General features: G+C 60.9%; 22 protein-coding genes and 2 pseudogenes. 6 read left to right on the forward strand and 18 right to left on the reverse strand.

The window, feature by feature from the left end:
* Position 1 precedes the first annotated feature (1 nt).
* The 4 genes from trbG to RHSP_RS32800 all read left to right on the forward strand — a co-directional run bounded on the left by trbG (position 2) and on the right by RHSP_RS32800 (position 3603).
* The gene (gene trbG, locus RHSP_RS32785) at positions 2 to 814 is read left to right on the forward strand and encodes a P-type conjugative transfer protein TrbG (protein WP_037156008.1); all 813 of its coding nucleotides are present in this window, start codon (positions 2 to 4) and stop codon (positions 812 to 814) included.
* Positions 815 to 817: 3 nt separating this feature from the next.
* Complete coding sequence (gene trbH / locus RHSP_RS32790; protein ID WP_037156011.1) at positions 818 to 1258, forward strand: conjugal transfer protein TrbH; 441 nt, start codon at positions 818 to 820, stop codon at positions 1256 to 1258.
* A 12-nt stretch (positions 1259 to 1270) separates the two neighbouring features.
* Positions 1271 to 2566 (forward strand): IncP-type conjugal transfer protein TrbI, encoded by a 1296-nt coding sequence (gene trbI, locus RHSP_RS32795; protein ID WP_004129973.1) that lies wholly within the window; start codon positions 1271 to 1273, stop codon positions 2564 to 2566.
* A gap of 323 nt (positions 2567 to 2889) precedes the next feature.
* Positions 2890 to 3603, forward strand: coding sequence for an autoinducer binding domain-containing protein (locus tag RHSP_RS32800; RefSeq protein ID WP_037156048.1), 714 nt, complete (start codon positions 2890 to 2892; stop codon positions 3601 to 3603).
* On the opposite strand, the gene RHSP_RS32805 is transcribed toward RHSP_RS32800, so the two are convergent.
* Positions 3600 to 3920: a transcriptional repressor TraM gene (locus RHSP_RS32805; RefSeq protein ID WP_004129979.1), complete on the reverse strand. Its 321-nt coding sequence runs from the start codon at positions 3918 to 3920 to the stop codon at positions 3600 to 3602. The genes RHSP_RS32800 and RHSP_RS32805 overlap by 4 nt on opposite strands.
* Positions 3921 to 4104: 184 nt before the next feature.
* Between RHSP_RS32805 and RHSP_RS32810 the strand changes: the two genes are divergently transcribed.
* Positions 4105 to 4323 carry a helix-turn-helix domain-containing protein gene (locus RHSP_RS32810; RefSeq protein WP_004129982.1) on the forward strand — a complete coding sequence of 73 codons (219 nt, stop codon included), beginning with the start codon at positions 4105 to 4107 and terminating at the stop codon, positions 4321 to 4323.
* A 17-nt stretch (positions 4324 to 4340) separates the two neighbouring features.
* On the opposite strand, the gene RHSP_RS32815 is transcribed toward RHSP_RS32810, so the two are convergent.
* From RHSP_RS32815 to RHSP_RS32885, 15 genes and pseudogenes are all read right to left on the reverse strand, one after another.
* Positions 4341 to 4835, reverse strand: a complete 495-nt coding sequence (locus RHSP_RS32815; protein WP_004129985.1) for a DUF4411 family protein — start codon at positions 4833 to 4835, stop codon at positions 4341 to 4343.
* A 9-nt stretch (positions 4836 to 4844) separates the two neighbouring features.
* Positions 4845 to 6038, reverse strand: a complete 1194-nt coding sequence (locus RHSP_RS32820) for an ImmA/IrrE family metallo-endopeptidase (RefSeq protein WP_037156014.1) — start codon at positions 6036 to 6038, stop codon at positions 4845 to 4847.
* Positions 6039 to 6224: 186 nt separating this feature from the next.
* Positions 6225 to 6842 carry a TraH family protein gene (locus RHSP_RS32825; RefSeq protein WP_004129991.1) on the reverse strand — a complete coding sequence of 206 codons (618 nt, stop codon included), beginning with the start codon at positions 6840 to 6842 and terminating at the stop codon, positions 6225 to 6227.
* A 17-nt stretch (positions 6843 to 6859) separates the two neighbouring features.
* The gene (locus RHSP_RS32830) at positions 6860 to 8023 is read right to left on the reverse strand and encodes a conjugal transfer protein TraB (RefSeq protein WP_004129993.1); all 1164 of its coding nucleotides are present in this window, start codon (positions 8021 to 8023) and stop codon (positions 6860 to 6862) included.
* Positions 8013 to 8579, reverse strand: coding sequence for a conjugative transfer signal peptidase TraF (gene traF / locus RHSP_RS32835; protein ID WP_004129996.1), 567 nt, complete (start codon positions 8577 to 8579; stop codon positions 8013 to 8015). The genes RHSP_RS32830 and traF overlap by 11 nt, the downstream gene beginning before the upstream one ends.
* Positions 8576 to 9388, reverse strand: a pseudogene (locus RHSP_RS32840) (BID domain-containing protein); the annotation flags it as partial. The gene traF and the pseudogene RHSP_RS32840, both read right to left, overlap by 4 nt.
* A 293-nt stretch (positions 9389 to 9681) precedes the next feature.
* Positions 9682 to 10038 carry a hypothetical protein gene (locus RHSP_RS32845; protein WP_037156020.1) on the reverse strand — a complete coding sequence of 119 codons (357 nt, stop codon included), beginning with the start codon at positions 10036 to 10038 and terminating at the stop codon, positions 9682 to 9684.
* Positions 10038 to 10922 (reverse strand): DUF7007 domain-containing protein, encoded by an 885-nt coding sequence (locus tag RHSP_RS32850; RefSeq protein ID WP_004130010.1) that lies wholly within the window; start codon positions 10920 to 10922, stop codon positions 10038 to 10040. Before RHSP_RS32850 ends, RHSP_RS32845 begins: the two co-directional genes overlap by 1 nt.
* On the reverse strand, positions 10919 to 11395 hold the full coding sequence (locus tag RHSP_RS32855) for a hypothetical protein (RefSeq protein WP_004130013.1): 477 nt from the start codon (positions 11393 to 11395) through the stop codon (positions 10919 to 10921). Before RHSP_RS32855 ends, RHSP_RS32850 begins: the two co-directional genes overlap by 4 nt.
* A 96-nt stretch (positions 11396 to 11491) precedes the next feature.
* Positions 11492 to 13234, reverse strand: coding sequence for a ParB/RepB/Spo0J family partition protein (locus tag RHSP_RS32860; protein WP_004130017.1), 1743 nt, complete (start codon positions 13232 to 13234; stop codon positions 11492 to 11494).
* Positions 13235 to 13817: 583 nt separating this feature from the next.
* The gene (locus RHSP_RS32865) at positions 13818 to 18917 is read right to left on the reverse strand and encodes a helicase-related protein (RefSeq protein ID WP_004130020.1); all 5100 of its coding nucleotides are present in this window, start codon (positions 18915 to 18917) and stop codon (positions 13818 to 13820) included.
* 145 nt (positions 18918 to 19062) lie between these two features.
* Positions 19063 to 19443 (reverse strand): annotated as a pseudogene (locus RHSP_RS32870) (DUF1419 domain-containing protein); the annotation flags it as partial.
* Positions 19352 to 20077, reverse strand: coding sequence for a dihydroxyacetone kinase subunit DhaL (gene dhaL, locus RHSP_RS32875; protein ID WP_004130025.1), 726 nt, complete (start codon positions 20075 to 20077; stop codon positions 19352 to 19354). The gene dhaL and the pseudogene RHSP_RS32870, both read right to left, overlap by 92 nt.
* A 10-nt stretch (positions 20078 to 20087) precedes the next feature.
* The gene (locus tag RHSP_RS32880) at positions 20088 to 21080 is read right to left on the reverse strand and encodes a dihydroxyacetone kinase subunit DhaK (RefSeq protein WP_004130028.1); all 993 of its coding nucleotides are present in this window, start codon (positions 21078 to 21080) and stop codon (positions 20088 to 20090) included.
* Between the two features lie 21 nt (positions 21081 to 21101).
* Positions 21102 to 21953, reverse strand: coding sequence for a sugar phosphate isomerase/epimerase family protein (locus RHSP_RS32885; protein WP_004130031.1), 852 nt, complete (start codon positions 21951 to 21953; stop codon positions 21102 to 21104).
* Positions 21954 to 22183: 230 nt separating this feature from the next.
* Between RHSP_RS32885 and RHSP_RS32890 the strand changes: the two genes are divergently transcribed.
* The gene (locus tag RHSP_RS32890; protein WP_004130046.1) at positions 22184 to 23113 is read left to right on the forward strand and encodes a LysR substrate-binding domain-containing protein; all 930 of its coding nucleotides are present in this window, start codon (positions 22184 to 22186) and stop codon (positions 23111 to 23113) included.
* A gap of 71 nt (positions 23114 to 23184) precedes the next feature.
* Here the strand turns inward: RHSP_RS32890 and RHSP_RS32895 are convergent, their stop codons facing one another.
* Both RHSP_RS32895 and RHSP_RS32900 read right to left on the reverse strand, forming a co-directional pair.
* Positions 23185 to 24033, reverse strand: coding sequence for an alpha/beta fold hydrolase (locus RHSP_RS32895; RefSeq protein ID WP_004130049.1), 849 nt, complete (start codon positions 24031 to 24033; stop codon positions 23185 to 23187).
* Positions 24030 to 24998 (reverse strand): NAD(P)-dependent oxidoreductase, encoded by a 969-nt coding sequence (locus tag RHSP_RS32900; RefSeq protein ID WP_015341921.1) that lies wholly within the window; start codon positions 24996 to 24998, stop codon positions 24030 to 24032. The genes RHSP_RS32895 and RHSP_RS32900 overlap by 4 nt, the downstream gene beginning before the upstream one ends.
* Positions 24999 to 25214: the final 216 nt, after the last annotated feature.

Raw genomic sequence — 25214 nt, forward strand, 5'->3', positions numbered from 1 at the left:
AATGCACATTACAAAAATATTCGCAGCCGCCGGCTGCCTGGCCGGACTCGTCTTCGTGAGCGGTGCGCAAGCACAGAGCATGTCGAACAACGAGGTGAAGGGTACGAACATTTCCAGGAAATGGCGTGGCACATCGGGACTGGTGACGACTGGCCTCGATGGCAAAGTCATCTTCCTTTTTGGCGAGACGCAGCCGTCGGTCGTCTGCTCGCCGCTGCAGGTCTGCGATATCGAATTGCAAGGTGGCGAGATCGTTCGCGATGTTCTGGTTGGCGATACTGTTCGTTGGAAGGTGGAGCCCGCGACCTCCGGCACCACCGGCGGTCAGGCGATCCACCTGATCGTCAAGCCCTCGGAGGCCGGTCTCGTCACTTCCATGGTCGTCACGACGTCGCGGCGCACCTATCACGTCCAGCTGAAATCGCATCCGAGCCAGTACATGGCCCGCGTCGGCTTCGATTATCCGGAGGATGTCTCGACCAAGCTTGCCGATATCAACTCCCGGCTGGAGACCGGCGGCATTCCTGGAACCGCGCCCGACAAGCTGAACTTTTCTTACTCCATCAGTGGCAGCGCGCCCTGGAAGCCGAAGCGGGTCTATTCGGACGGCGCCAAGACCTACATCCAATTCTCGAAAACGGTCTCGAGCCAGGATGCGCCGGTTCTTTTCGTCGTCAGTGGTGGGCAGAACCGCATCGTCAACTACCGGATGAAGAACGACATGATGATCGTCGACTATGCGGTCGACAAAGCAATCCTCGTCTCCGGCGTCGGATGGCGGCAGCAGAAGATTACCATCCGGCGGGGAGGCTGAACCATGCGCAAGCACCTCGCCATCATCATCACCGCCGCCGCCATGCTTTCCAGCTGCCAGACGGCCGAGGACGGTCTCACGACCAATTCGGCACCCACCACTGTCACAGGTCCCGCCGCAAGTGCGATTGCCGGCGACATGGCAAGCCGGCTTGCCGAGCAGATCGGTCCCGCGGGCACGACGACCATCAAGATGGAGAAGGACGCTTCGGACTTCGCTACGGCGCTCGAGGCGGCGCTGAAAGGGTGGGGCTATACGGTCATCACCGACGGCAAGGCCGAGAAAGACGTCAAACCTGTCGAGCTTGCCTATTCGATCGACGGCGTGGATGGCCAGGTGCTTGCAAGGCTGTCGACGCCGTCCATCGCGCTGGGCAGGGCGTATACGGCAACGGCCGCAGGTGCTGTGCCGGCAAGCCCGCTCTCGATCATGCAGCGCAATTGAGGGGAGGCGAGCATGGTGCAATCTCTGCAGCTGGGCAGCTCGGGCCAGGCCGACGATCAGAAGGGTATGCGCCGTCTGAACCGTCTGCCAATCATCGTCGCCATCATCATCGTTGCGCTATTTGTCGGCGTCGTCGTCATCGGGCTTTCATGGCGCGGTCTCCCTTTCAATCGGAACAACGATCTGGACAGCGCCTCGAATGCTCCCGCAACCAACTTCGGCGACCAGCTCAAGCGTGGTGTCACCGACGGCATCATCGGCGATCCGGAACAACGCGAAGTGTTCCAGCCGACGCCCGCCGTCGAACAGAAAGTCGCGAAGGAAACCGCCGTTGTTGATCGCACACCCACCCAGCGAGAGGAGCGGCGCCCGAGACTTGAATCGGAGGCGGAATGGAAGGCACGCCTGAAACGGGAGCAGGACGAACAGTATATCCGTGAAGCGCAACGGCAGCGCATGGCCCGGCTCCAGGCGCGGGCGACAGCTTTGGACTCGCCGTTGAAGGTGGATATTTCCGACATCGACAAGGCAGCCAACACCTCCAGAGAGTCCGACCGGCAGGCGACGACTGCCAATAGCGCCTCGGACCTTTACGCCGCTGCCGTGAAGTCCGGTCTGATCGGGCAGAATGTCGATCCAAACGCTCAGACATCAAAGGAAGATTTCTTCAACCAGGACATCAAGGACCTCGGCTATTTGCCGAACCGGGTCGTGCCGCAGATGTCAGCCTATGAGCTCAAGCGCGGCTCGGTCATTCCCGCCACCTTGGTCACGGGTCTCAACTCCGACCTTCCCGGCCGGATCACCGCGCAGGTCAGTCAGAACGTCTATGACAGCGCCACCGGTTACCGGCTTCTGATCCCGCAGGGGGCAAAACTGTTCGGCCGCTATGATTCCAAGGTCTCTTTCGGCCAGGAACGTGTCCTCGTCGTCTGGACCGATCTCATCTTCCCGAATGGGGCAACGCTGCAAATCGGCGGCATGGCCGGTACGGAAGCCGAAGGATATGGCGGCTTCAAGGACAAGGTCGATCGGCATCTCTGGCGCACGTGGAGTTCTGCGGCGCTCATCGCGCTGATCGGAACCGGGATCGACATGTCGATGCCGCAAAGCTCGACGCTCGCGACGCAGGAGACCGCATCGGATGCGGCCCGCCGCAACTTCGCGGAGTCTTTTGGCAGGGTCGCAGAGCAGACCATCTCGAAGAACCTGAATGTGCAGCCGACCATCCAGATCCGCCCCGGCTACAAGTTCAACGTGCTCGTCGACCAGGATATTATATTTCCGTCGACCTACAGCAGAAACTGACGAACATCGTCCGACAGCTTCGCCGCCATTTCAGCCACCGACATGCCGCGCATGCCGGTGCAACATTGCAATCCCCGCAATAACTTTCCTGACTTAGTCATCTTTTTAGTTCAAGGGGACTTGAAACTTGTCTTTTCGCAGGTAGTGCTAGGCGTACACGGCTAGAGGGACTGCTCCGCGCTACTCTGGCACCGTGGGTTGTGTCGAGATGCCTGTGGCTGATTGTGGCTATGGCTTGGCCGCCGGGCGGCGAGGCCTGTTCGAGTGTCTCGATGTGCCAGATCATGACCGACCTACAGGTCGATAAGACAGGAGAAACGCTGGTGGATGGAGAATTTCGCTCGCTCGTCGACATGTTGGAAGCTGCGCAGGACGAGCTTACGATCAAAGGTGCCATGAAGCGCTTCGCAGAGGCCTGCGGCTACGAGCGGTTTGCCTATCTTCAAAAGGAAGGCGCCCAGATCAAGACCTTCAACACCTATCCAAAGCCATGGGAACGCACCTATCTCTCGGCCGATTACTCCAATATCGATCCCGTGGTGACGCAGGCAAAACGAAAAGGCGATATCTTCTTCTGGACGGCGGACGATTGGAGACCGCGCGGCTCATCTGAGCTCAGAAAGTTTCGCAATGAATCGATCGAGCACGGAATCCGTTGCGGCATGACCATTCCCGTGGAAGGCAGCTACGGAACATCGATGATGCTGACCTTCGCATCCTCCGAAAGGAATGTGGAAGTGCCGGTCGCTTTCGACCCGAAAAAGGCGGTGCAATTGGTGATGATGATCCACTATCGCTTGAAGATGATCGGCGGCAAGACCACGCTCAATCCAAAGCAGGCGCTGTCGCCGCGTGAAATGGACTGCTTGATCTGGGCGGCAAAAGGAAAGAGTACGCTTACAACCGCCAATTTGGTCGGCATCGCTTTCCGGACTGTGCAGCACCATCTCGATAAGGCGCGTGGCAAGCTCGGCGCCGAGTCGGTGCCGCATCTTGTGGCGATCGCCAAGGATCGGGGTTTGCTGCCTCCCAGCTAGCTGACATCGTCATCGACCGGTACTTCCGGCACGAAGCCGAGTGCGTCGAGCATATCCGAAAGCGCGTCCTGCTGAGCTGCGGCCCTTGTTTGGCGCGCAAAATGCTCTTCCTGGAGCGTCTCCAGAACCGAACTGGCGATCGTAGGATCCTCGCTCGCGCGTATCCACTCCTCGTAGACGGCCTGATCGGCGGCAAGCAGACGGCGATGTTGGCGAATGGCGGCCACTGTCAGCGTCTCCAATTCCGCCTTGTCCATCAAATCGTATCGAGGTTTCCTCTGGTCTCCTCCGGCTTGCGAGGAACCCGCATCTTGCATTTCTTTTCCTTCCCAGATCGATGGATTGGCACGACTGCGCCGTATTCGCGCGCGCCTCTTGGCTCCTATGTCAGACGATCCTCTTGGAAGAGTAAACATCCGACGACCGGCAATATCATAAGCTTTGTCGAATCGGAACTATAGTTCCTAGAACAATAATTCCGATTCTGTTTCCGCTGACGTCATGGATCTCAACGAGGTCATGGCGAGGAATTTGCGTCGCATACGCCATGGCAAGAAACTGACGCAGGAAGAATTGGCGCATCTCACGGGCCTAAGCGCGCGCCATATCGGTGCCATTGAGCGCGCCGAGATGTCTGCAACGATCACCGTTCTGGGCCAGATCTCCCAAGCGCTGGCTGTCGATCCAAGAGAATTCCTGACGGAGACAAATCCGGGCTGACATTACCCACACGAACGTCAGACTCGGGATCGCCAAGCCGTCGTGAAGTTCAGCGCCGTCATCATTTCGAAGCTGTTGCACCACCGGACACCGAGATCCTTGCAGACGTCGGGGATGCGGCGATTTGCGCGCTTTGCGCTTGGCTTCGAAGCCTCGACCGTCACAACGATTCGATCGGCGGGCAGCGCCATCGCATAGGCGATCAGAAACGGATCCCGCCCGATCTCGATGACCTCAGCGTCGTTCAGGTCGGGAGCGTATTTCTCGATAACAGCTTGCACCAAGGCCGGGTCGACATCTTCGTCCAGCCGCAGAACACTGTAGTTCTCAGCTTCGCTCAGCCAGCGACCGATTTCCGAGCCCTCGGTGATTTCTTCGAGAATCTCCACAGGAACTTTGATCTCGCCGGCCTCGCCCATATGGACCAACCAATCCCAGAATTCCGGAAACCGGCCGATCGGGTAGTACAGATTATGGGCGGTGATCAGAACGTTTGCGTCGAGGAGATGCACGGCTTCTCCTTACGCCGCGCTATCGGTAAGGGAGTAGACGTTGCTGGCTTTGACACCGAGGATCGCGGCGGCCTTCGAAGGCGACAAGGCGCCCTCCGCCAGCATTCGCCGGGAGAGTTCGACGAGCCGATTGCCGAGCTTATGGCGTTTGACCGTATAGTAACTTGGCCCGCCCTCGTTTTCCCTGGCGCGATCTCGTTGCGCGGCTCGGTTCCTCAGCCATTGCTGGCGGAACAGCGTGGTGACCGCGGACCATGTTTCCTGGTCGATGATGCCTTCGCGATAGAGCTTGTAGGCCACCATGGAGTGGCTGACCTGCCGAGCATCCGCGATTGCGGAAATCCGCGCCATCACCTGTTCCTGCGACGCCCCAACGAGCGAAGGCTCCTGCACGATTTCCGCCGTGGGCATCAGGATGCGCCCGGCAACATCATTGCAGAACGTCTCGATCGCGCTTGCCGGCCGTCCCCCGCTGACACCGGTCCGACCGAGCCAGATATGCGCAAGCTCGTGCAGAAGCGTGAATGACCACGCCTGCTCGCTGTCCTGATCGTTGATCACGACGAAAGGCGCGACGGAATCGGCGAAGGCAAAGCCCCTGAAGAGTTCGACATTCAGGGTGCTGTGATGACTGCCAAGGTTGCCGATAAGCAGCACGAAAATGCCGGCCGCCTCGGCCCGCTCGCGAAGATAGGCAAAACCCTTGGGCGTTCCGCGGCCGCTTCCATGCCGGTACGTCTTCAATTCGAACACAAGGCGCGTCCGAATGGCGCTCGCCAATGCCTCGGCGCCCTGGCTTTGATCAAACGACGCGACGAAATCGAGCGGGGTGGCCTCGTCCTCGGTTTCGAGCACGGCTCGAACCATTTCCTGCCGCGCGCGCACTTCACGCAGCAGCGTGTCGACCAAGGCCGCATCGCGCTTTGCGAACTCAGCCGGCAGGGTTCGAAAATCTTCGCCGCGCGCGGCCACCGCCGGTGGCTCTGCCAAATAAAACGTCAATAGGGGTCGGCGATATTGCGCCGCCATTTTCAAAAGCATCGGCCGTGTCGGCTCGCTATCGCCAGCCTCGAGCATGGCCAGGCGATCGCTGCCCGCAACGCCGCGAGCCTCGCCGAGACCGACTTTTTCAGCGGCATCCTCGAGAGTGAGCCCCGCGGTTTCGCGAGCCCAACGCAGGATCGATGGATTGACCTTGGGCACCGTTTTCCTCTGTTCGAAGCAGGCGATACGCCCTTTGATATGATCATGCAATCGTTAGGAAAGATATAGGAAGGCCAGAGCCGGTGGGCGAGCATGAAGCATTTTTCACGGTCGCCGGCTCGCCTTCGATAGATCCGCAACGCCAGGCTCCGATCGCGCCCGATCATCCTGGACGAAGTTGGGCAGCTACTTTTGCCCACCGATACGCGAAAGATCGATCCGCATTCCCGCTGCGCCAACTTCCCTCTCATCTTGAGGTTCGTGGTCGGTGGGCAGGGAAGCGTCGTCTGGTGCGTCATCAGTTCCCCCGCTGTCGATCGGCTCACGCTGATTGACGACTGAGCCCCCTGGATCGGGCGCCTGGAAAACGCTCACGCCCTCGAATTCCCCGGTCTTCCAGGCATAGACAGCGTCCTCGAAGATCTGCGGGAAAACCTCATCGCTTTTCGGATTGCCATACCATTTGGCGACGATGCGCAAGACTTTCGCGAACATCGCCGTCCCCTTGCGAAGGTTTTCGCAAGGATCGACGAGATCGGGCTTCAGATCGGCGACATCCTTGATCCCGATGCCGGCGGGAAACTGCGTCAGACCGACGCGAACCACCGCCTGGCCGACGTACTGCCGGATGATCGCCATCGCCTCGTCCGATGTTGTCGCCTTCGGAACGAGGATCAAGCGGCCACCGGATTTGACGGTGACGGACAATGGGTCGTTCGAGCCCGCAGCGGTCACGAACTGTTCGACGATCGCAGGTTTCAAAGAAGGGTCGGCGCATTTCTGAATGAGGGCCGCGTCGAGCATGACGTCTCCTTGGGCAATCAGGTGTTGAAGGAAAAGACAATTGGCTTGGCAAAGAGCCGCGCCCAGGCTTGGGCGCTCGCGCGCTGAATGGCGACGATGGATGTCCCTTTCGTCCACCAGCCGTTGCCGACTGCGACGATGAGATCAGGATCCTCAAGCATGGCGTGCAGGACCGGCCAGACGATCAGTTGCTCGTAGCAGATCAGCGGCGCTATCCGACGGCCGGCGGCCGTCACGACCGGATTTTCGAAGAAATGTGCCCGCGCACCGCCGCTCTGAGAGAGCAACGCCCGCCACGGCTGCCACATCGAACCTGGCACCGGCATGCGTTCGCGATAGAGGGTCCTCCCGCCATCGCCGGAGATCGCGACCAGAACATTATCGTATCCGCCCGCATCGATGACGGCTGCGCCGGCGATGACGGTGACGTCAGTTCCTCTCAAAGCTTGCACCCAGAACCGTTCGACGGTGAGCGTCCAGAAGCCCAGGGAGCTTTCAGGAAGAACAATGGTGCGTGCGCCGCCCACCACCCGATCCTTCACCGTGACAATCAAATCACGGTGACGCTCAAAGCTGACGTCGCGACCGAGCGACGCGCCCAGTTCGAGATCGCCCCCCTGCCAGCTTTCCGGTAGCCTCGGCTCCTCCCAGGTTGCGGCGGACCAGATCCAAAAGCCTGCCAGGACAAGCGCGACAGCTGGCCACATGCGGGTTACGAGGCCCATGAGGCCGGCTGTCGCAGCAGCCAGTCCCCACCATTCCCATCCCGGAAATAGTACGCCCGCTGCGGTAATCGGATGAGCCCAGCCGGTGATGCCGAATGGCGGCATGGCCATCAGAACCGCTGCCAGGAGGTAGCGACACGGTCGAGCACCCGTCTTCCTTGTCCAGAGGACGGCATGCACGATGACGAAGCCAACGGACGCACAGAGCCAAAGAAATAATCCCGGCCAAAGATCCGACGAATAGAAGGTCGCTACGCCCTGTGGCAATGCACGGGATGCAGCGAGGAAGTAACCAGCCGAGATGATCGCTGCCGTCCGCCTCGTTCGCGCCAGCGCCCAGAGAACCGGAAATGCAAACGCGACTGGAAGAAGTAGGACGTAGCCATTCCATCCCACCGTACCGGCGACGATTGAGACGGCGATCAATGCGCCTGGCTGAAGGTGCTCATGGCGCATAGGTGAGCACCGGTTGCGCCAGGCCGAGGATCCCTGAGGCGGGCAGGGGGCCGAAATAGCGGGAGTCATACGAGCCCCTGAACGGTGAGTGGAGAAAGACGTTTTCGTCAGGCACGACCCCGCCGGGATAGGACGTCATTGGCCGGCCGTTGCCGTCCCGTTCAGCCAATTCGGAAAACGCGATCCGGCGTCCATCGATCGTCACGTCGGCGTCGATTTCGACATGCTGCCCGGCAACGGCGACGACGGTCTTGATGAGCGGCGCAACGCCGCCTGGGCAGGTTCCGGACCGGAGATAACCACGCTCTCTCGCCTGCACCATCGCCACCGTTTGCGGAGGGCAAATGAAAACGAGATCCCCGCGAGCTGCCGGGCGATCGAGCGCCACGATACGCCAGAGGCCGAGGGGTTCGCTCGGTGTCAAATTGATGCGAAAACCGCCGACGATTGCGGCAGCAATACCGCCGCCAACGACGGATGCCGCCAAGGCCAAGAGCACGACTGCATGGGTCCTTTGAGCGCTTCGCGTACCGAACGCAAACACGGGTGCTTTCATTTGAGCGAGAGCCCCTGGCTCTTCGTCTGACGCATTGTCTCCGCGTGTTTCAGCGCCTCGGTCGTGCGCTCATGCGCGGCGAGTTGCTGCACCGTCCGCATCCAATTCCAAGCCGATTGCACCTCGGCCTTCTGTCCGGGCGTCATTCCCGACGTGACGGCATTGAAGGTCTGTCCATTGGAGTCCTTCGCGGCGAGAGACAGGAAGGTCCGCTCGTCGAAACGTTCCGCTACCGCCTTGGCGAAACCCTCCAGTTCCGCCTTCACCATTTTGTCGGCAAGCGCATATTCGAGGCCGGCGGGGAGGTCATTGCGGTCGATCGCATCGCGAACGCGCTCGAGGGTCTGCTTGGCACTTTGCGACAGCGCGGGAATATCGATCGAGACCTTCAGACGTACAGCGCGTTCTTCGACCTCGAACTTCCGTTCCGCCTCCGCCCGCTGGCGCAGATAGCGCTCAAGGTTGCGGGCCAGCGCCGGCGCATTCGTTTGCGCCTTTTCTCGCTCCTGTCTGCCGGCTTGGCTGGCGAGAATCCCGGTCTTGCCCTTCAGCGCGCCGAAGCGTTCAGGCTCCGATCCGATCTTGGCTAGAGTGGATTTCGCAACGGCCTCGTCCTTCAGCATCGCGTCGACGTTGACGGCCTTGAACGCGCTTTCCGGCTGGGCGTAGACGAGGTGGAAGCGGGTCGAGACCTCCTCCCATTGCTTCTTCAATCCTGGATCGGCGGCGACCTTGTCCTCGATCGCCTGCTCGACCGATTTGGCGAAGGTTGTGATGCCCGAGACCATCGGCTTTGCCTCCTTGGTGTTGTTTTGGATTGGGGACTGCGAGGCGCCGCGGACATGCTTGGCGGCATAGGCCTGAAGTGCTGCTTCCTGTTCCAGAGTCAAAGGCGGCAGGGTTTCGCGCGAGAGACGAACGGCGCGCACTTTCGGTCTGGGATCCGGCCGTGCTTCCCTCTGAGCGATCAGCCGCCTGAGTTCGGCGACACCGGCATTGAGGCAGGCTTCGCCTTCGAGGTGATGGAACTGCAGCCAGAAAGCGGTGCGCTCCGCCGGTGATGCGCCGATGCCTGCTCTTCGCTCCAGGTCTCCGATCGTGCTCATGGCGTCCTGCCTCCCGGACCGGTAGCGGCCACGACTGTGCCGTCGGACCCGGCTCTCGCCCGCAGCGCCGCGATTGCCGCATCCTGTCGGGCGAGTTTTCTCGAAAGCGCATCGATTTCCGGCTGACGCTCGGCGGTGATCGCTGCAAGATTGGACCGGTAGCGTTCGAGGAAGGCGCCTGGCTCCGGCGCCTTGCCGCGACGATATCCGCACTGACGGCGACCAAGCTGGGGAATGATTGTGGTCATGCGTCGCATGATCTGCCGGTCGATCAAATCGAGCTGGTGCTGGGTCTGCCGTCGCGCTGATTCCATTCTGGTAAACTGCGCGGCGCGTTGCTCGGGATTGGACATTACGACGCCCTCCCACGCCAAGCGACAAAGCTGGAGGGACCCTCATAGGCGGCATGCCGTGCCTCATCGATGACGAAGCCGAAACGGCCGGCCGCATACTCGTCGCTTGGCATCAGAAAGCGGCGCTCTTCCACTCGCTCGCCGCGCATGCCGCCGATGGTGGCGATCACCTCGGTCATACCAGTGTGATGGTCCGAACGAAGTGCCGCGGTGACGATCCAGTCACCGGCATGCTCCCGTGCGAATGCCTGGGCATCCCTCTCGTACGATTCACCCGGTGCGAGCGACCGATCGAAGATCGCTTCCCAGGCATCTGGCCAGCTGTCGCGGATCGTCTTGTCGGCGCAGTTGCGCTCATAGGTCGTGAACAGGTCCGGAAAGGTCAGCGCAACGATTGCCCAGGCGGCGTCCTCTTCATACCAGCCGCCATCTGTCCTGAGCATCGGGTGGACCTTGGCATTGCGGGCGTCGGAGAGCCTGAAGCCACCATGCCCTGCCGTCGTATGGCACACGATTCCGTCGGCGTAGACGGTGGCGCCCTGCGACGGCCCCCATGGGGTGCTGCAGGTCACCCGGACGGTCTGGCGGGATAGTAGCCGCAGTTCGCGGCTGTGCCCGGCCTGTTCTATCATGCGGTTACGGAACGCGGCTTCGCCCTCGACAGAGCCGTGGTGCGAATAGAAATCATCGCGCTTCAGTTCGGCAAGCGGCCGTGACGCGCGCCAAGCACTGGCAAGTAAATACTGGCCATCCCGGGCGGGAACCATGGCGAAGACGAGATCGCCGACACGCGCGACGGCCATGCCGTCGGCGCTTCTGCCGAACTCCGCCCCTGACGCGTCAGGGGCGGAGACTTCGAAGGATTGCGAAGGGAGCATAGTCATGCTGCGGTTCTCCCTTCGATGTGATCGGCAGCGACCTCGTCGGCCGTCACCTCCTCGAGAATCGCATGCGGATATCCATGCCGGCTGAGCCATTCCGCGGCCGCTTGCCGATTGTTCCCCAGGTGGACGAGTTCGGCATTGGCGCCGGGGCGATCGAAGATGCGAACAGATCCAAGGGCGGGACGCTCGACAACTTTGAATGTCAGGCCGCTATCGAGCGAGAAGGTCCGGTGGATACGGATGGTGATGATGCCATTTGCGCCGAGATCGCCTTCATGCAGCGTGAAACACGGTGTCAGACTGGTATTGCCGACGCCGCGCTTGCCTTCCTTGCGGATCAGCCGACCCTGGCTATTGCGCGTTCGCCAAGCCGACAGTTTCTTCTTGTGGCGCTCAGGCGGTCGTGGGCTACCATCGGACCAGCCGACGACGGAGCCGATCGGGGCGAGATCATAAATCAGAGACGCGGACACCGCATCCTCCTTCATGTTTTTTGCGGGTGATGGAAACGAAACCGCCGCCGGGACGACCGGCGGCGGAAGATCAATCGGCGAAGGATGGGGCGGCGGCTATTCCGCCGCGATCCCGTAGGCGGTTTCCTCCTCGTCGGAGGCGGCATCACCCACCGGGTCGGTGACGAGATCGTCATGTCCCGTCGCCGTTGGATCGAACCCGTCGGCGCCGATGCTCTCGCCCTGCGCACCGTCGCCGTCGTCGCCGACGAGATCATCGGCGTGCTTCATGAGATCTGCGATGTCCTTCGGGTCAGGCGCAAACAGCGCCGCCGGAAGGACGAAGGCAGCATCGGCCGCGAAGTGATCGACGAGTGCCGCGCGGGTTTCGCGGACCCGCGACCGCGGGACGAGATCGACCGACTTGGCAGCGGCTTCCAGCGCCTGACGCGACAGGCAAAGCAGGAAATCCTCGGTCCCCATGTTCGGAAGGAAACCGTCAGCGCCGATCGCGTCACCGGCAATGCGCGAGACGACACCACTGTTCGACATGCCGCGCCGGCATGAGAGTACGTCGATGAGAACGGAGCGGGCGGCGACACGCACGCTGTCCATATCGAACGACAAGCGTCCATCCGCGGAATAGAGGCGCGCGACATGACGCTGGAAACGCTTCGGCCCGAAGACGGTGTCGTTGGCGCCGGAATCGACCCGAACATTGGTGCCGGCGAAGGCCATGACCAGGAGCGCCATCAGCATGTCATCTTCTATCGGCGTCCGGGCGAGCGCCTCATGCAGCGCATCGGTACGGAAATCACCGATCATGTCCTGGCCCTTCTGCGTGACCTCGGGCCTGGTCTTCCCGACGACATCGGTGTCGTCGTCGGCCTCCGTCGAAGCGCCACCGGCTGGACCGGGTCGCCCATCGGTTTTCCTTGGCTCCGGCATCCGGTAGTGGACGCTCTGCACCTTGCCGTCGCGATCGAGATACATCGCGGTGCAATCGCCCTTGGCCGGCTTGCCGTAGACGCGTTCGGCCTTCTTGGGCAGTTCCGGCTGGCCCCAATTGTTGACCTCGACGATTGCGCCCTTCTTCGGAAGGTTGCTCGCCATCCACTCCTGCTGGGCGCCGAGAAAGGCTTCGACATTGGTGGTGTAGCGATTGTCCTGATCGGCCGGGCCGAACAGGTCCTCGGCCCACTCGATACCGTACGCGAGGCGAAGATCGTCGCCAAAACTTGCGTCGCGGGCATGCATGCGGGTTTTCGAGAGGCCGTTGGCGATCTGCCACCAGGCCGCCGTGTCGCCCTTTTTGGGCTTATGGGCTTTCCAGACCTCTTTCTGCTCTTCGGACGATGCGGCCGCGATCGTCCTTAGCTGCTGCTCGTTGGGCATGTCCCCCTTCGCCATCTGGTCGAGCATGGAAGGCAGCACGTTGGCGAGCAGACGAAGCTTGCGGATCTGGCGGACGGGAAGCGCGAGCGCCACCGCGATCGCCTCCTCGGTCCAGCCGAGCGCGACCAGCCGCTCGATGCCCCGCCATTGGTCGACCGGATTGAGCGGCTCGCGCGCAATGTTCTCGACCATCGAGCGCATGGCGCCGTTGTCATTGGCCGCCTCGACGACGATAACGTCGATTTCCTCGAGACCGGCGGCGATCGCCATGCGGGTGCGCCGGTGACCGGCTTCGATGACGTAACCGTTGCCGCCGCCTTCCGGGAAAATGACTGGCGGCTGGATCACGCCGACGGCCTTGATCGTCGCCAATAGCAGAGCGTCGGCCTGCGGCGTCGACTTCGACTGGCGCGTGTTGTCAGGGTTGTCCTTCAGCGCACGCGGATCGACCTTCATCAGTTGCATGGGATACTCCTTCTCGGGGATTGGACACGGCCCTTTGCCTGCCCTTCTCGCGTCTTCATTCTTTTCGAAGACACTTCCCGGACCGCGGAGCAGGCGGCCGGGTGCAACTGCGGCCGAGCATTGCTGCCGCGAAGGACGAGCGGGGCTGACAGCCCTGCGAAGGGCGAGTGGCCGGGATGCGGAGGCGGCGGTTGAGCGGAAGCGGCGACCAGCCGACTGCTCTGCGACCGGTTCATCTCCCTCTTCCTCCTTTTCTCCCTTGCCTGCTTCTCATTTCGGCGGCTGACGCCGCCGGCCTGCAAAAACGCATCGGCTTGCAAGCGACTGGATGTCGATCGGGATAGATGGGAGATAAAAAATGGGCCAGCGGAAACCGCGGCCCATGAAGTGTGAAGGTCAATAAACCTCCAGAGGGGAACAGCTGCTGCGGCGGAACTGGGAGGAAAGCCGCCATGTGCATCAGCTGTGTGCACTATGCTCGAATTTTGACCACTTGGAAAACACTTTTTGTGCACTGCAGCTATGTGAATGCTGCAGCGCTTCCAAAATCCGCGGATGGAGGTCAGGCAAATGGCGTCAGACCTCAGGCCGCTTCCGAGTGGGCCAAACCCTCCTCGCGTGCCACGGCTGCCAATGCCTGATCGACGTCTCGTAGTTGCCGGCGCTGCTCGGCGAGTTCTTCGGAAAATGCAAACAGGCCGCCCTCGCGCGAGCGGTAGGAGGCGAGACGCCGCTGGGCGTCATGAAGGCGATGGCGATAGCGTTCCTGCTCCTCGTCAAAACCGTCGAGCGCGTGCTCGAGGCGGGAGGTAGCGCCAAGCGGCGTCACGGTCACCGGCAGATCGATTTCGTAATCGGCTCCAGTGCGTTGGAGAAGGGTCGTGTAGCGATACCCATCGTCCCTGCCGAACCGCTCGCCGGAATAGACGAGGTCAAAGCCCCCGACCGAGGCGATGACGCTGTCGTCTTCCTGCTGGCGCTGAACGAGAGTGAGAATTTCCCTCATCAAGGCGCGACCGGCGGCTTTCCGTTCGTTGAAAGCCTCGCCGACGGCAGTCATGGCAAAGGCTTCGGCCGCGGTCGGAATGAGGCGCCCGATGTCCTTGCCGATTTCCGCAATCCGCCGCTTCGAGATCTCGATATCGCGTTCGGCGTCACGAATCTGCCGGCGCACGGCATATTGGTCGTCGTCATGGGCGGCGCGCAGCCGTTCGAGGCGAGCGATATCGGCTTCCAGCCCTGCCTTCTGCATCAGGCGTTCGTCGCCACTCGCAATCGCCTTGGCCATGCCGAACTGATTGGCCGCCCCTTCACCGAGATCCTCCAGCCGGCGGATCGAGGTGTCGCCGGACAAAGCGGCCGCGATAAAGCGAGCCTTGCGTTCGTTGTTTTGCCACATCGAGGCATCTAGCGAACCTTGGGTGGCATAGGCGAAGATATCGACCTCGTCATGCTGATTGCCCTGACGCACGATCCGGCCCTCGCGCTGCTCGATCTGCGAAGGCAGCCAGGGGACGTCGAGATGATGCAGCGCCTTGAGACGGAGCTGCGCATTGACGCCGGTACCCATTGTGTCCGACGAGCCGATCAGGAAGCGGATCTTGCCGGCACGGACGTCGGCGAACAGGCGCTGCTTCGCCTCCGACTTCTTGTAGTCCTGCATGAAAGCGATCTCGGATGCCGGAACGCCCATGCGGACGAGCTCGTCCCTGATCCAGCGGTAGGCGGAAAAGCCCCTGCTTTTCTCGACATTGATGGTGCCGAGATCCGAAAAGATCATCTGCGCCGCACCCGGCAGATCGAAAGGCTTGCCGTCGGGGCGGAGATACGTGCTTTGCGCGGTCTCCTGCCAGATGCGGAAAGCGTTCTGGACCAGCATGTTGAGCTTGTTGTCCGGTTCGTTGTCATTGTCCGCGTCGACCAGGCGGAGATCTATGGCGGCATGGCGACCGTCGGTGATGACGGAGAGCAGGATGTCGTCGCCGGGCTGCGCCGGTCCCTCGCGCATCTCGATCGCCTTGATACGGGCATCGAGGATCGTCTGGTAATTCTTGAAGGCCTGTGTCGGCTTGGCCGTCAGGATCTGCCGGCGGCCGGTCGAGATATCAGGCACCTTGACGTAGTCGCGGAGATCCTCAGGCATCACCACGTCGGCGAAGCTGCGGAACATGGCGATCAGTTCCGGGACGTTGACGAAGGAAGCAAAACGGCTGACGGGCTTGTATTTGCCTGATGGCTGGATCTCCAGTTCCGCCGTCGTATCACCGAAGGTCGAGGCCCAGGCGTCGAATTCATGCAGCCCGCGTTCGGCGAGGGCCGCATGCCCGAGCAGGCGTTGGAGCGAGAACATCTCGCCAAGCGTATTGGTGATCGGCGTGCCGGACGCCAGAACCAAAGCCCGGCCAGGGTTCTTCGTCTCGATGAAGCGAGACTTGACGTAGAGGTCCCAGGCACGCTGCGATCCGTTCGGATCGATGCCTTTCAAGGTCGACATGTTGGTGGCGAAGGAAAGTTTTCTGAATTCCTGCGCCTCATCGACGATGATCTGGTCGACGCCGATCTCCGAGATGGTCAGCAGGTCGTCCTTGCGGGTGGACAACGCCTCCAGTCGTTCCTTCAAGCCTTCCTTGAGCCGCTCGAGCCTCTTGCGCGACACGCGATCCTCACTGTCGACCTTGGTCAGCAGATCCTCGTAGAGCTCGAGCTCATCCTGGATCATCTGTTGCTCGAAACTCGACGGCACGGCTATGAACCGGAATGCCGAATGCGTGATGATAATCGCGTCCCACGTGGCGGTCGCCGCGCGTGACAGGAACCGAGCGCGTTTGTCCTTCGAAAAATTCGTCTCGTCGGCAACGAGAATGCGGGCGTTTGGATAAAGCGCCAGGAACTCCCGCCCCGCCTGCGCCAGGCAATGGCCGGGTACGACCAGCATCGCCTTGGCAATAAGACCGAGCCGGCGCTGTTCCATGATGGCGGCTGCCATGGTCATCGTCTTGCCGGCGCCGACGGCGTGGGCGAGATATGTCGATCCCGACGAGATGATGCGCCAGATGCCGCGCTTCTGGTGCCCATAAAGAACAAGGGCGCCAGAGGCGCCGGGAAGTTTCAGGTGCGAGCCGTCGAATTTTCGTGGGGCGATGTTGTTGAAGCGATCGTTATAGACCCGCGCCAGCCGGTCGGTGCGATCGGGATCGGTCCAGACCCAGTTCTGGAACGCTTGCTTGATCTTCTGGAGCTTGTCGCGGGCGGCCTCGGTGTCGATGACGTTCAGAACGCGCCGCTCACCGTCGGCGTCCTTGAACACGTCGAAAATCTGCGGCACGCGGCTGTTTAGTGCATCGGCGAGTAACTCACCGGCATGCCGGCGGTCAGTGCCCCATTCGGATGTACCGGCTGCCGTCCAACCAAGTTGCCGCCCCTCGACTGTCCAAGAGCCGAGTTCCGGCATGTGATGGATCCTGATCTCGGCGCCCATCGTCTCGTGCACGAAGTCGACGATATCAGCGGCCGGAATCCAGGGTGCGCCCAGCCGGGCGGTGATATCAGACGGGCGGAGATCAGCCGGCTGCACCGCCTGAAGCGCACGGACATTGCGCTCATAAGCGGGATCGAGCTCGGCCGCAGCTGCCGCGGCAGCAAGTTTGGTGCGCACGGCCCCGGAGAGATAAGCATCGGAGGTTTGCCAGGAGCCGTCGGCGCGATCGCGGAAAATAGTATCGCCAAGCGCATTGAGAGCCGCATCCGTGTCGCAATGAAGAAGTTCGGCAATATGATCGAGGTCGATGCGTCCGCGGTCGTTGAGGACGACGGCCAAGGCATCGGCGGCGGAGGTGATGACGGGCGGGGAAGGGGGCGCGATGACGCGTTCTGAGAAAATCGGCCCGGGCCTGGCCGTGTCGGTTTCGAGGTCATAGTCCTCGATGGAGGCGACCAGCCAGCAGTCCGGATCGTCGCGAAATGGCAGAAGGTTCGGCTGGCGATGGTTCTCACGAACCTCGCCCGTCGTCTCATCCTCGATGATCGAGACAGTGGTGTGGTTGATCGGGCCGAAATCGCGCACGAAGTTCGACCAGGCGATGCGCAGCCGTACCTGCAGCTCGCGCCACGGCCGGTCCAGTTCCTGGGCTTTCAGGACGTCGCGCACGGCATCACGGATCGGGATCAGTTTGCGAATGATCCGGACATGCTTTTCCGAAATTCCCTCGCCGCTGCGGGCCTTGCGCACGTGAACCGGAACAGGCTCGCCGTCGACAACCTGCATGAGACCATGTCTGACGTCGACAAAATAGCTGCCTTCGCGCACCTTGGCATTGTCGGGACTGAGATCGACGATCTCGGCAAGCTCATCCTCCAGATCAATGTCAATGGCGGTCGGCTCGCCGTCATAAAGGCCTTCCGGAAGAAGCGCGATGGCTGCTGTCAGCGCCGCGTCGAGCCCCTCGCCAGCACGTGACCGGCACGTATAGGTCTCCCCGAAGGGGCCGGAGGTCAGGGCATGATCGCCGAGCACGAACTCCGGATGCTGCGCGAACCACCTGTTCACGCGGATCGCCCCCTCGTCCTCGGCAGCCGGCCGGACCCCTTCCAGGTCGAGCCACGAAAGGTCGCCTTCCGGTTCACCTGCGTTGCGCTTGCGGAAGAAGAGGATATCGACCACGACGTCGGTCCCTGCGTCACGCCGAAAACTGCCTTCGGGCAGTCGGATCGCGGCGATCAGGTCTGCGGACTTGGCAATGTGTTCGCGTGCGGTGCCCTCTGCCTTGTCCATTGTGCCGGCGCTGGTGACGAAGGCGGCCAGGGCACCGGGTTTCAGGAGATCGATCGATCGGGCGATGAAGTAATCGTGCAGCCGAAGACCGAGCGAACGATATTGCCGGTCGGAGCGAACCGTCCGATCGGAGAAGGGCGGGTTGCCGATGGCAAGATCGTAGATCGCATTGAGGTCGGTACGCGCGAAATCGCCGTTGATGATGCGCGCCTTCGGCTGCAGCAGGCGCGCGATGCGGGCCGTGACGGGATCGAGCTCGATACCGGTGACGTAGCTCAGTTCGCGATACTGTTTCGGCATCAGCGCCGGAAACAGGCCTGTTCCGATCCCCGGCTCCAGCACGCGACCGCCGCGCCAGCCAAGGCGCTGCAAGCCATTCCAGATTGCCCGGATAATGAATTCGGGGGTGAAGTGGGCATATTGGGTGCAACGGGCAAGGGACGCATATTCGCCCTCGCTGATCGCTGTTTCCAGTGAGCTACCGAGATCGTCCCAACCCGTTCGGAAATCGGTTTCCCCCGGCCGCCGGAACATGCCATTCGCAAGCTCGCCGGCGCCGAAACCAGTGAAGCGGATCAGCCTCGCCTGCGCGGCCGGGGTCGCCGGCAGGTTCATCTTCTCGATTTCGTTGGCGGTGAGGATGGCCGCGACATTGATGCGTGCCCGCTCCTTCCAGGTCGCGGCGAGATCGCGGTCGCCGTCGTCGAGATAGAAGTTGGCGCGCTGCCCCTGCTTTCGGGGGACCGGCCGGTTGGTCACCGGCAGAGCCCGCGCCGGCGCAGGAGACGGCGGGGTCGGGTCGGGCTCGTCGTCGTTGGCGGCAAAACCGCCGAACGCCGTGACGCCAAGACCAAGTCCTGATGACAAAGCGCTGCTGCCAAACATATTAAGGGAGAAGGGATCGGTGCTCATCGAAAGCTCCTTGTGAGCGAGCGTCATCGATCTGCCGCAAGCGACAGTCGAGGAACGCGAAGGGGTGGAGGGGCCGCCTACCTGGGCTGCGCGGCTATCGTGGGCCGAGCGCGATTGCTTCGCGCACGGATGCAATCGGAAACTCTCAAGCCGCGATCGGCGAGGGGAGGTGGCGCAGTTGTACTGGCAGCTTGGCGGCGATCTCGTCGTCGCTGAGGTCTTCCAGCAGCTTCAGAACAGTGCCGCCTTTACCGCCGTAGAGCATCACCGTGCGCTTGCCGCGTGAGGCCTCTGGCCAGCGCTCGCCCGCATAGCCGCGATAGTCGTCCGCCGTGCTGCTCCAGATATGCTCGAGGCGTTCCTCGTGCGTCATGGCCCGGACCGGGCGGCTCTCGTGCTCGATGATCGCACGGCGCATGGTCTCGACGGACGCTTTATCGGAAAGGTCGCAATAGCCGTGAAAATAGCGGATCGCCTCGTCGATCCGTAGTGCGAAGAACACTGACGTCACCGAGCCGGTCAGGAAGCCTATTACGGGTTCCCTCAGACAACACCTTGAGGATCAGCGCGCAAGACGTCGCACCAGCATCCAGCACGCCGAGCGATCGTTCGCCCAGCCTGCTGGCTCGGCCGATCCGCGCGATCAAGTTCACCGTCGAATCGCGGCCACTTTCGGCTGCCGCAACGAGGAGTTCCAATGCCTCGTCGAAGGATTTCCCTTCTGATGTCGCATTGTCAAAAGCTTCAACAGCAGGCACCAACGTGTCAAGCAATGTCTTGTCGCCGACTTTGGCCGAACCAATTTGTTGAATACCCGTCAAGCCAGCATGCAGCATTCGGCTGAACGTCTTGTTGTCGATCTGGTCGACCTGATCGATCTGCTGGGCAAACTCGGTGAACATCACACCGTAAAGCGGACCCATAGATCCGCCGATCTCGGTCATCAGGACTGTTCCGAGGGTCTCAAGCGCTTTTGCGAGCGATAGCTCCTTGCCGCGTATCCGGTCGGCCACTAAACCGAAACCTTTCGCCATATTTATTCCGTGATCGCCGTCGCCAATCTTGCCGTCGATCTCGCTGAGGTAGGCGCGGTTATCGATGATCGCTCTTGCCATGGAGACTACGATTTCTCCGGCTGCCGCGTTATTCATTTTTTGCATTGTTCCCTCCTTAAAGCGTCGCCGCGCAGCGAACCTCGACCTCCAGTAGCGACTTTAGCTCTTCATCGAGCGCCATGACCGTCAAAGTCGCTCCAACCATCTCAAGAGACGTGAAGTAGTTACCAACATACGCTTTGTGGATCCTGAGGCCGCGGCCGGAGATTTCCTCCTCGACTGTGTCGAAGAGAATGTAAAGTTCGTTCAGCGGTGTCGCGCCAAGGCCAGATACCAGTACGGCCACTTCTGTCCCCGAGCCGAGATCATGATCATCCAGCACGATCTGGCACATATCCTTGGCGACCTCTGATGCGCTCTTGAGCGCTTCTACTCGCACGCCCGGCTCGCCGTGATGGCCGATACCGACTTCAATGGTGCCAGGCTCGATCTGGAAGTTCGGATGTCCGACCGCTGGAAGAGTGCACGGCCCCAATCCGACACCGACCGAGCGGCAATTGTCGATGGCCTTCTGCGCTGCGTCACGAACCTCGGATAGGCTGGCGCCCATCGACGCTTTCGCTCCGCCGACCTTCCACATGAAGATCTCTCCGGCAACGCCTCGGCGCTTCTCCCGCTCCTCGGCGGAGGCGGAGCACACGTCATCGTTCGCAACCACCGTGGCAACCTCGATGCCGTCCTTCGCGGCGAGTTTCATCGCCATTTTCACGTTCATGTTGTCTCCGGCATAATTTCCGTAGAGGACAACGACGCCGTTTCCACCATTCGCTTCGCGTATGGCATCATGAAAGCTCTTTGCCGTTGGCGACGAAAACAGCTCGCCGACCGCGACCGCGTCGAGCATGTTGCGGCCTATATAGCCAATGAAGGCAGGCTCGTGTCCGGAGCCACCTCCAGTTACGACACCCACTTTTCCTTGCGCGGGCCGGTCAATCGCCGTCACCACGCGTTGGTTTTCGGCGAGGCGCACGATGTCTCGGTGTGCCTTCACAAAGCCCCTGATGGTATCTTCCACGACCTCATCGCGGTTGTTTACAAAACGTTGCACTGCGTCCTCCTCCAGACACGGTCATTGATTGTGGTTGAGCGCTCGCCGGACGACCTTGAGCGACCGACCCAGCGAGTCCTCGATCGTTGACAGCGGCACGGGATCTTGGCGGCGAACGGGCTGCGCCTGCCGATTGCGATGCAGTCTCAAGGGAAGTTCAATACTGACCGGGAGGCTGTCGAGCTTTGCGATTGCAGCCAGGAGGCGCTCGCACCCGACCTTGCCGTCGCCGATATCGCAGAAAAACCAACCTTCGTCGGTTTCACGGACATCCTTGATATGGGCGTGCGCCGATTCCGGCAGCGCCAGGATTCCATCACCTGCGAGATCGTCCATGTCCGGTCGATGTGACGCCGTGTTTGCAGCGTCGTAATTTAGCTTTAGAAAGGGCGATCCGAATTCCTCAACAAGAGAAATACCGTCCCGCGCGGTGTTGATCAGGCTATCGCTGCCGTCTCCTGGGTTTTCCAGGCCAACGATGATATCAAAGGCTTCCGCTCTTCTCAGTATGGTTTCGACGTTGCGACGGAATGTTGCCTCTCTTTGTCGGGCGGCCGCGTTGGTCGCAATAACTTTGGCTCCAATCGCCGCGGCGAATGCCATGCGGCCCGTGAACACTTCGACCGAATCTTCGAAACCGAGGTCGATGTGCGACGACATTGCATGACACAAGAGCCCCGAAGACCTAAGCGCGCTGCGCCAACTGTTCATCTCGGAAGGTGTGAAGGCGGTCTCATCGAAGGGTTCTGTATATCCAACGATAAAGGCCGGCTCGAAATGGGTGAACCCGAGGGTTGCCGCGCTCTCCAGTGCGGCCTCTCTGCTATGCCCGTCGTACGGCGCGCCGGACACGGAGATCACCCGTTCAGCCATGCATTCCTCCCTTAGCAAAGAACGGCGCAAAGGCCGTTCCGAAGGGCAAAGTGTTAAAAACGCTTCATCCGGACAAGCGAATTCCATCGGTCAATGCATGAATGCATCTCAACAAATGCATCATTTGCGTTAAATTTCCTCATGGAATATAGAGGAAGGGCGTCCTCCAGCGTACTGAATGTCTCAAGTAAGAAAGGTGGCGAGGCACGCATAAACGGGGAGGAGGGGTGATGAGCGCGTTGGAGTTTCCTTCGCTGCGATCGCTACAGGTGTTGGAAGCTGTCGCACGTCTTGGATCTTTTGGAAAAGCCGCCGAGGAACTGAGCATCAGCCCCTCGGCCGTGAGCCATCAAATGGCCGCGCTGGATTCGGAGCTCGGAATTGCTTTATTTCATCGCTCCGGGCGTTCAATCATGCTGACTGACGCGGGAAGGGCTTACGCTGAAGAGATCAGCGCCTCCTTTCGAAGGATCGAGAGCGCCACGCGCAATTTCACGAAGAAGGGCAAAAGTGACATTCTGAATATCCATTCGGTTGTCAGTCTCGCTTCGCAGTGGCTCATGCCTCGCCTCGCCCGGTTTAGCGCCCGCTATCCGGAGATCGATCTTCGACTGCACGCTTCTGGTGACCCGGCCGAGCTCAGGACCGGCAACGTCGATATAGACATCCGCTACGGAACGCAGCCCGTGGAGGTTGGCATCGCCGTCGAGCCCTTCCCGCCCGAGCCAATAGTGGTCCTGTGCGCCCCATCGTTGGTCGAGGGCGCAAACGGAATACGCTCACCGCAGGATCTCGCCAGATTTCCGCTCATCCACTCCGAAGTGAACCTCTATCGCTGGCAGGATTGGGCCGACGACCACGGTGTGAGGCTCAACATGGATCGGGGGCTGCGTTTCGATAGATCTTTCATGTCCATCAATGCGGCCGCGGATGGACTTGGCGTTTGCCTGGAAAGCCTCATACTCGTCCGGCAAGATCTGAAAAGCGGGAGGCTCGTTGCGCCGTTTGGCCTGGAAGGCCCCAGCATCAATTGCCATAGTCTCGTGTACTTACGGTCCAGGGCAAGAACGCCAAAGATCGCTCTGTTCAAACGTTGGATCGAAGAGACCCTGGCTGGCGACGCGGTTTCTGCGAGTGAGATCGACGTCGGCGGGAGGTGAGTTATGCGCAATCAGGGTCGGTGATGCGCGACTGGTGGATCAGACGCGCATCCCCGACGTCAGGCAGTGGTTTAGCCGAAGAATTTCCCGAGTTCGTTCGCTATGAATTCGGGAGCTTCTTCCGCAACCCAGTGACCCGAGCCCGGGATCAATCCGCCTCGAACGTCACTTGCCACCCGCTGCAGTGATTCCATCGTCTCCATGCCGCGGCCAAAACCACTGTCTCCGCCCAGGGCGAGGACCGGCATTTCGAGCTTGCCATCCCTCTCGAGGAATAACTCGTTGTCTTTGACGTCGGTTGGAAAGCCCCGATAATAGGCGAGAAGTGTGCGCAGGCCACCCGGTTTCAGGTAGGTACGGAAATACTCATTCTTGTCTTCCTGAGATAGCACGTTTGCCCGGCTGCCGTAATTGTCAAACAACCATTCCAGATAGATATGCTCGCGACCGCCGAACATCGCTTCCGGCAAATCCGGCGTCCTGAAGAAAGGGTGGTGCCAACGGCGGCCGCCTTGCGACATGTCCGCTCCATCGCCAGGAATGGTAACGTCCAGGATCGCGAGCTTGCTAACAGCCCCCCGGTGCTGCGCGGCCAGGGCAAACGCCACCGGGCCGCCCCAGTCGTGTCCCACAAGATTGAAGCGATCGATCTTCAGATGTTCAGAAAGAAGCTCCCACACGTCCTCGGCAATCGTTTTCTTGTCGTACCCATCGGCGGGCCGGGAAGTGTCGCCGAGGCCCCGCAGGTCCGGCGCGATGATCGCGTACTTGTCCGCGAGGAAGGGGATCACGTGCCGCCATTCGTGCGAACTCTGCGGCACCCCGTGAAGGAGAACCAGCGGCTCACCGGATCCTGCGGTCAGGTAGTGCATGGTGATACCGGACAGTCGCGCGTAATTGCTTTTGATCTCGGCACTCACTTTTTTGCCTCCTTCTGGCCCGCGGTCATTCCCCGATACGCACGAATGACCTGACTGTCATCTGCCGAGCCTGACCCCTGCCCAGACGCGGCAAGGAAGAACTGATGCGCAACGGAGGCGAGCGGCAGGGCGGCCCTGGCAGAGGAGCCGGCGGCAAGCACGATACCGAGATCTTTCACAAAAATGTCTACCGCGCTCGTTACCTCAGGGTCTTCCAGAAGCATCCGCTGGCCACGATCGTTGAGCATCCAGCTGGCGGCCGCCGAGCCGGACACGATCTCGAGTACCGTTGAGGTGTCGAGGCCAGCCCTTTCGGCGAGCGACAGCGCCTCAGCCGCTGCCGCCAAGTGTACGCCGCACAGCAACTGGTTGACTGCTTTGGCAACCGATGCCTGGCCAGGCCGCTCTCCGAGATAATAGATCTTGGAGCCGAGCACGTCGAAAAGATTGCGGCTCATCTCATAGGTTTGCCTGTCACCAGCCACCATGATGGAGAGCGACGCGTCGCGCGCTCCGGCGACGCCGCCGGAAACAGGCGCATCCAGAAACCGGTGACCGCGAGCAATAACGGCCTCGGCGAGCTGTTCAACCTCGCCGGGAGGGCATGTTGACATCAGGACGACGACGCTGGCCCTGGTTGAATTTGCCAGGGCGCCCCGTTCGAAGAGGGCTTGGTGCGCCTGGTCGATGTTGACTACCATCAACATCAAGACGTCGGTCTCGCTGGCCGCTTCTGTAGCGTCTGGATAGGCAGTCCCGCCACTGTCAGCGAAGCTTCTTAGAGCATTCTCCGAGATGTCAAACCCCTTGACCCTGAAGCCGCTTTTTAGGAGATGCGACGCCATCGGCAATCCCATCGAGCCGAGACCGATAAAACCGATTGTCGGTTTTCCCGGTCCTCGTGCCGGGCTCGGCTTTGTTTCTAAAGCTTGGTGCAATTCCGGTCTCCTCCGCGATACTGGCACGTCATAGGCCGGCACATCCCACCGGAGTGCCATGCTCGCATGCAAAGCGGTTAGCATGGCGGCTTCCTCCACATCAAAAGAGTTTGCGCAAAAAACATGTGACCTGGATTCATGTTGCCTGGCGCGTTCTCCCAGAAAAACTTTGCCTCCATCGCGGGTCACGCCGAACTCGCCTGAGTTCAACTCACCATTGGCCGGAGGCAATTCATTTGCGGA

This window comes from Rhizobium freirei PRF 81 (assembly GCF_000359745.1).
GTDB classification, from domain to species: domain Bacteria; phylum Pseudomonadota; class Alphaproteobacteria; order Rhizobiales; family Rhizobiaceae; genus Rhizobium; species Rhizobium freirei.

Coding starts and splice junctions, on each gene's coding strand:
- trbG (WP_037156008.1), top strand. CDS start 2: ATGCACATTACAAAAATATTCGCAGCCGCCGGCTGCCTGGCCGGACTC.
- trbH (WP_037156011.1), top strand. CDS start 818: ATGCGCAAGCACCTCGCCATCATCATCACCGCCGCCGCCATGCTTTCC.
- trbI (WP_004129973.1), top strand. CDS start 1,271: ATGGTGCAATCTCTGCAGCTGGGCAGCTCGGGCCAGGCCGACGATCAG.
- RHSP_RS32805 (WP_004129979.1), bottom strand. CDS start 3,920: ATGCAAGATGCGGGTTCCTCGCAAGCCGGAGGAGACCAGAGGAAACCT.
- RHSP_RS32810 (WP_004129982.1), top strand. CDS start 4,105: ATGGATCTCAACGAGGTCATGGCGAGGAATTTGCGTCGCATACGCCAT.
- RHSP_RS32825 (WP_004129991.1), bottom strand. CDS start 6,842: ATGCTCGACGCGGCCCTCATTCAGAAATGCGCCGACCCTTCTTTGAAA.
- RHSP_RS32830 (WP_004129993.1), bottom strand. CDS start 8,023: ATGCGCCATGAGCACCTTCAGCCAGGCGCATTGATCGCCGTCTCAATC.
- traF (WP_004129996.1), bottom strand. CDS start 8,579: ATGAAAGCACCCGTGTTTGCGTTCGGTACGCGAAGCGCTCAAAGGACC.
- RHSP_RS32845 (WP_037156020.1), bottom strand. CDS start 10,038: ATGTCCAATCCCGAGCAACGCGCCGCGCAGTTTACCAGAATGGAATCA.
- RHSP_RS32850 (WP_004130010.1), bottom strand. CDS start 10,922: ATGACTATGCTCCCTTCGCAATCCTTCGAAGTCTCCGCCCCTGACGCG.
- RHSP_RS32860 (WP_004130017.1), bottom strand. CDS start 13,234: ATGCAACTGATGAAGGTCGATCCGCGTGCGCTGAAGGACAACCCTGAC.
- RHSP_RS32865 (WP_004130020.1), bottom strand. CDS start 18,917: ATGAGCACCGATCCCTTCTCCCTTAATATGTTTGGCAGCAGCGCTTTG.
- dhaL (WP_004130025.1), bottom strand. CDS start 20,077: ATGCAAAAAATGAATAACGCGGCAGCCGGAGAAATCGTAGTCTCCATG.
- RHSP_RS32885 (WP_004130031.1), bottom strand. CDS start 21,953: ATGGCTGAACGGGTGATCTCCGTGTCCGGCGCGCCGTACGACGGGCAT.
- RHSP_RS32890 (WP_004130046.1), top strand. CDS start 22,184: ATGAGCGCGTTGGAGTTTCCTTCGCTGCGATCGCTACAGGTGTTGGAA.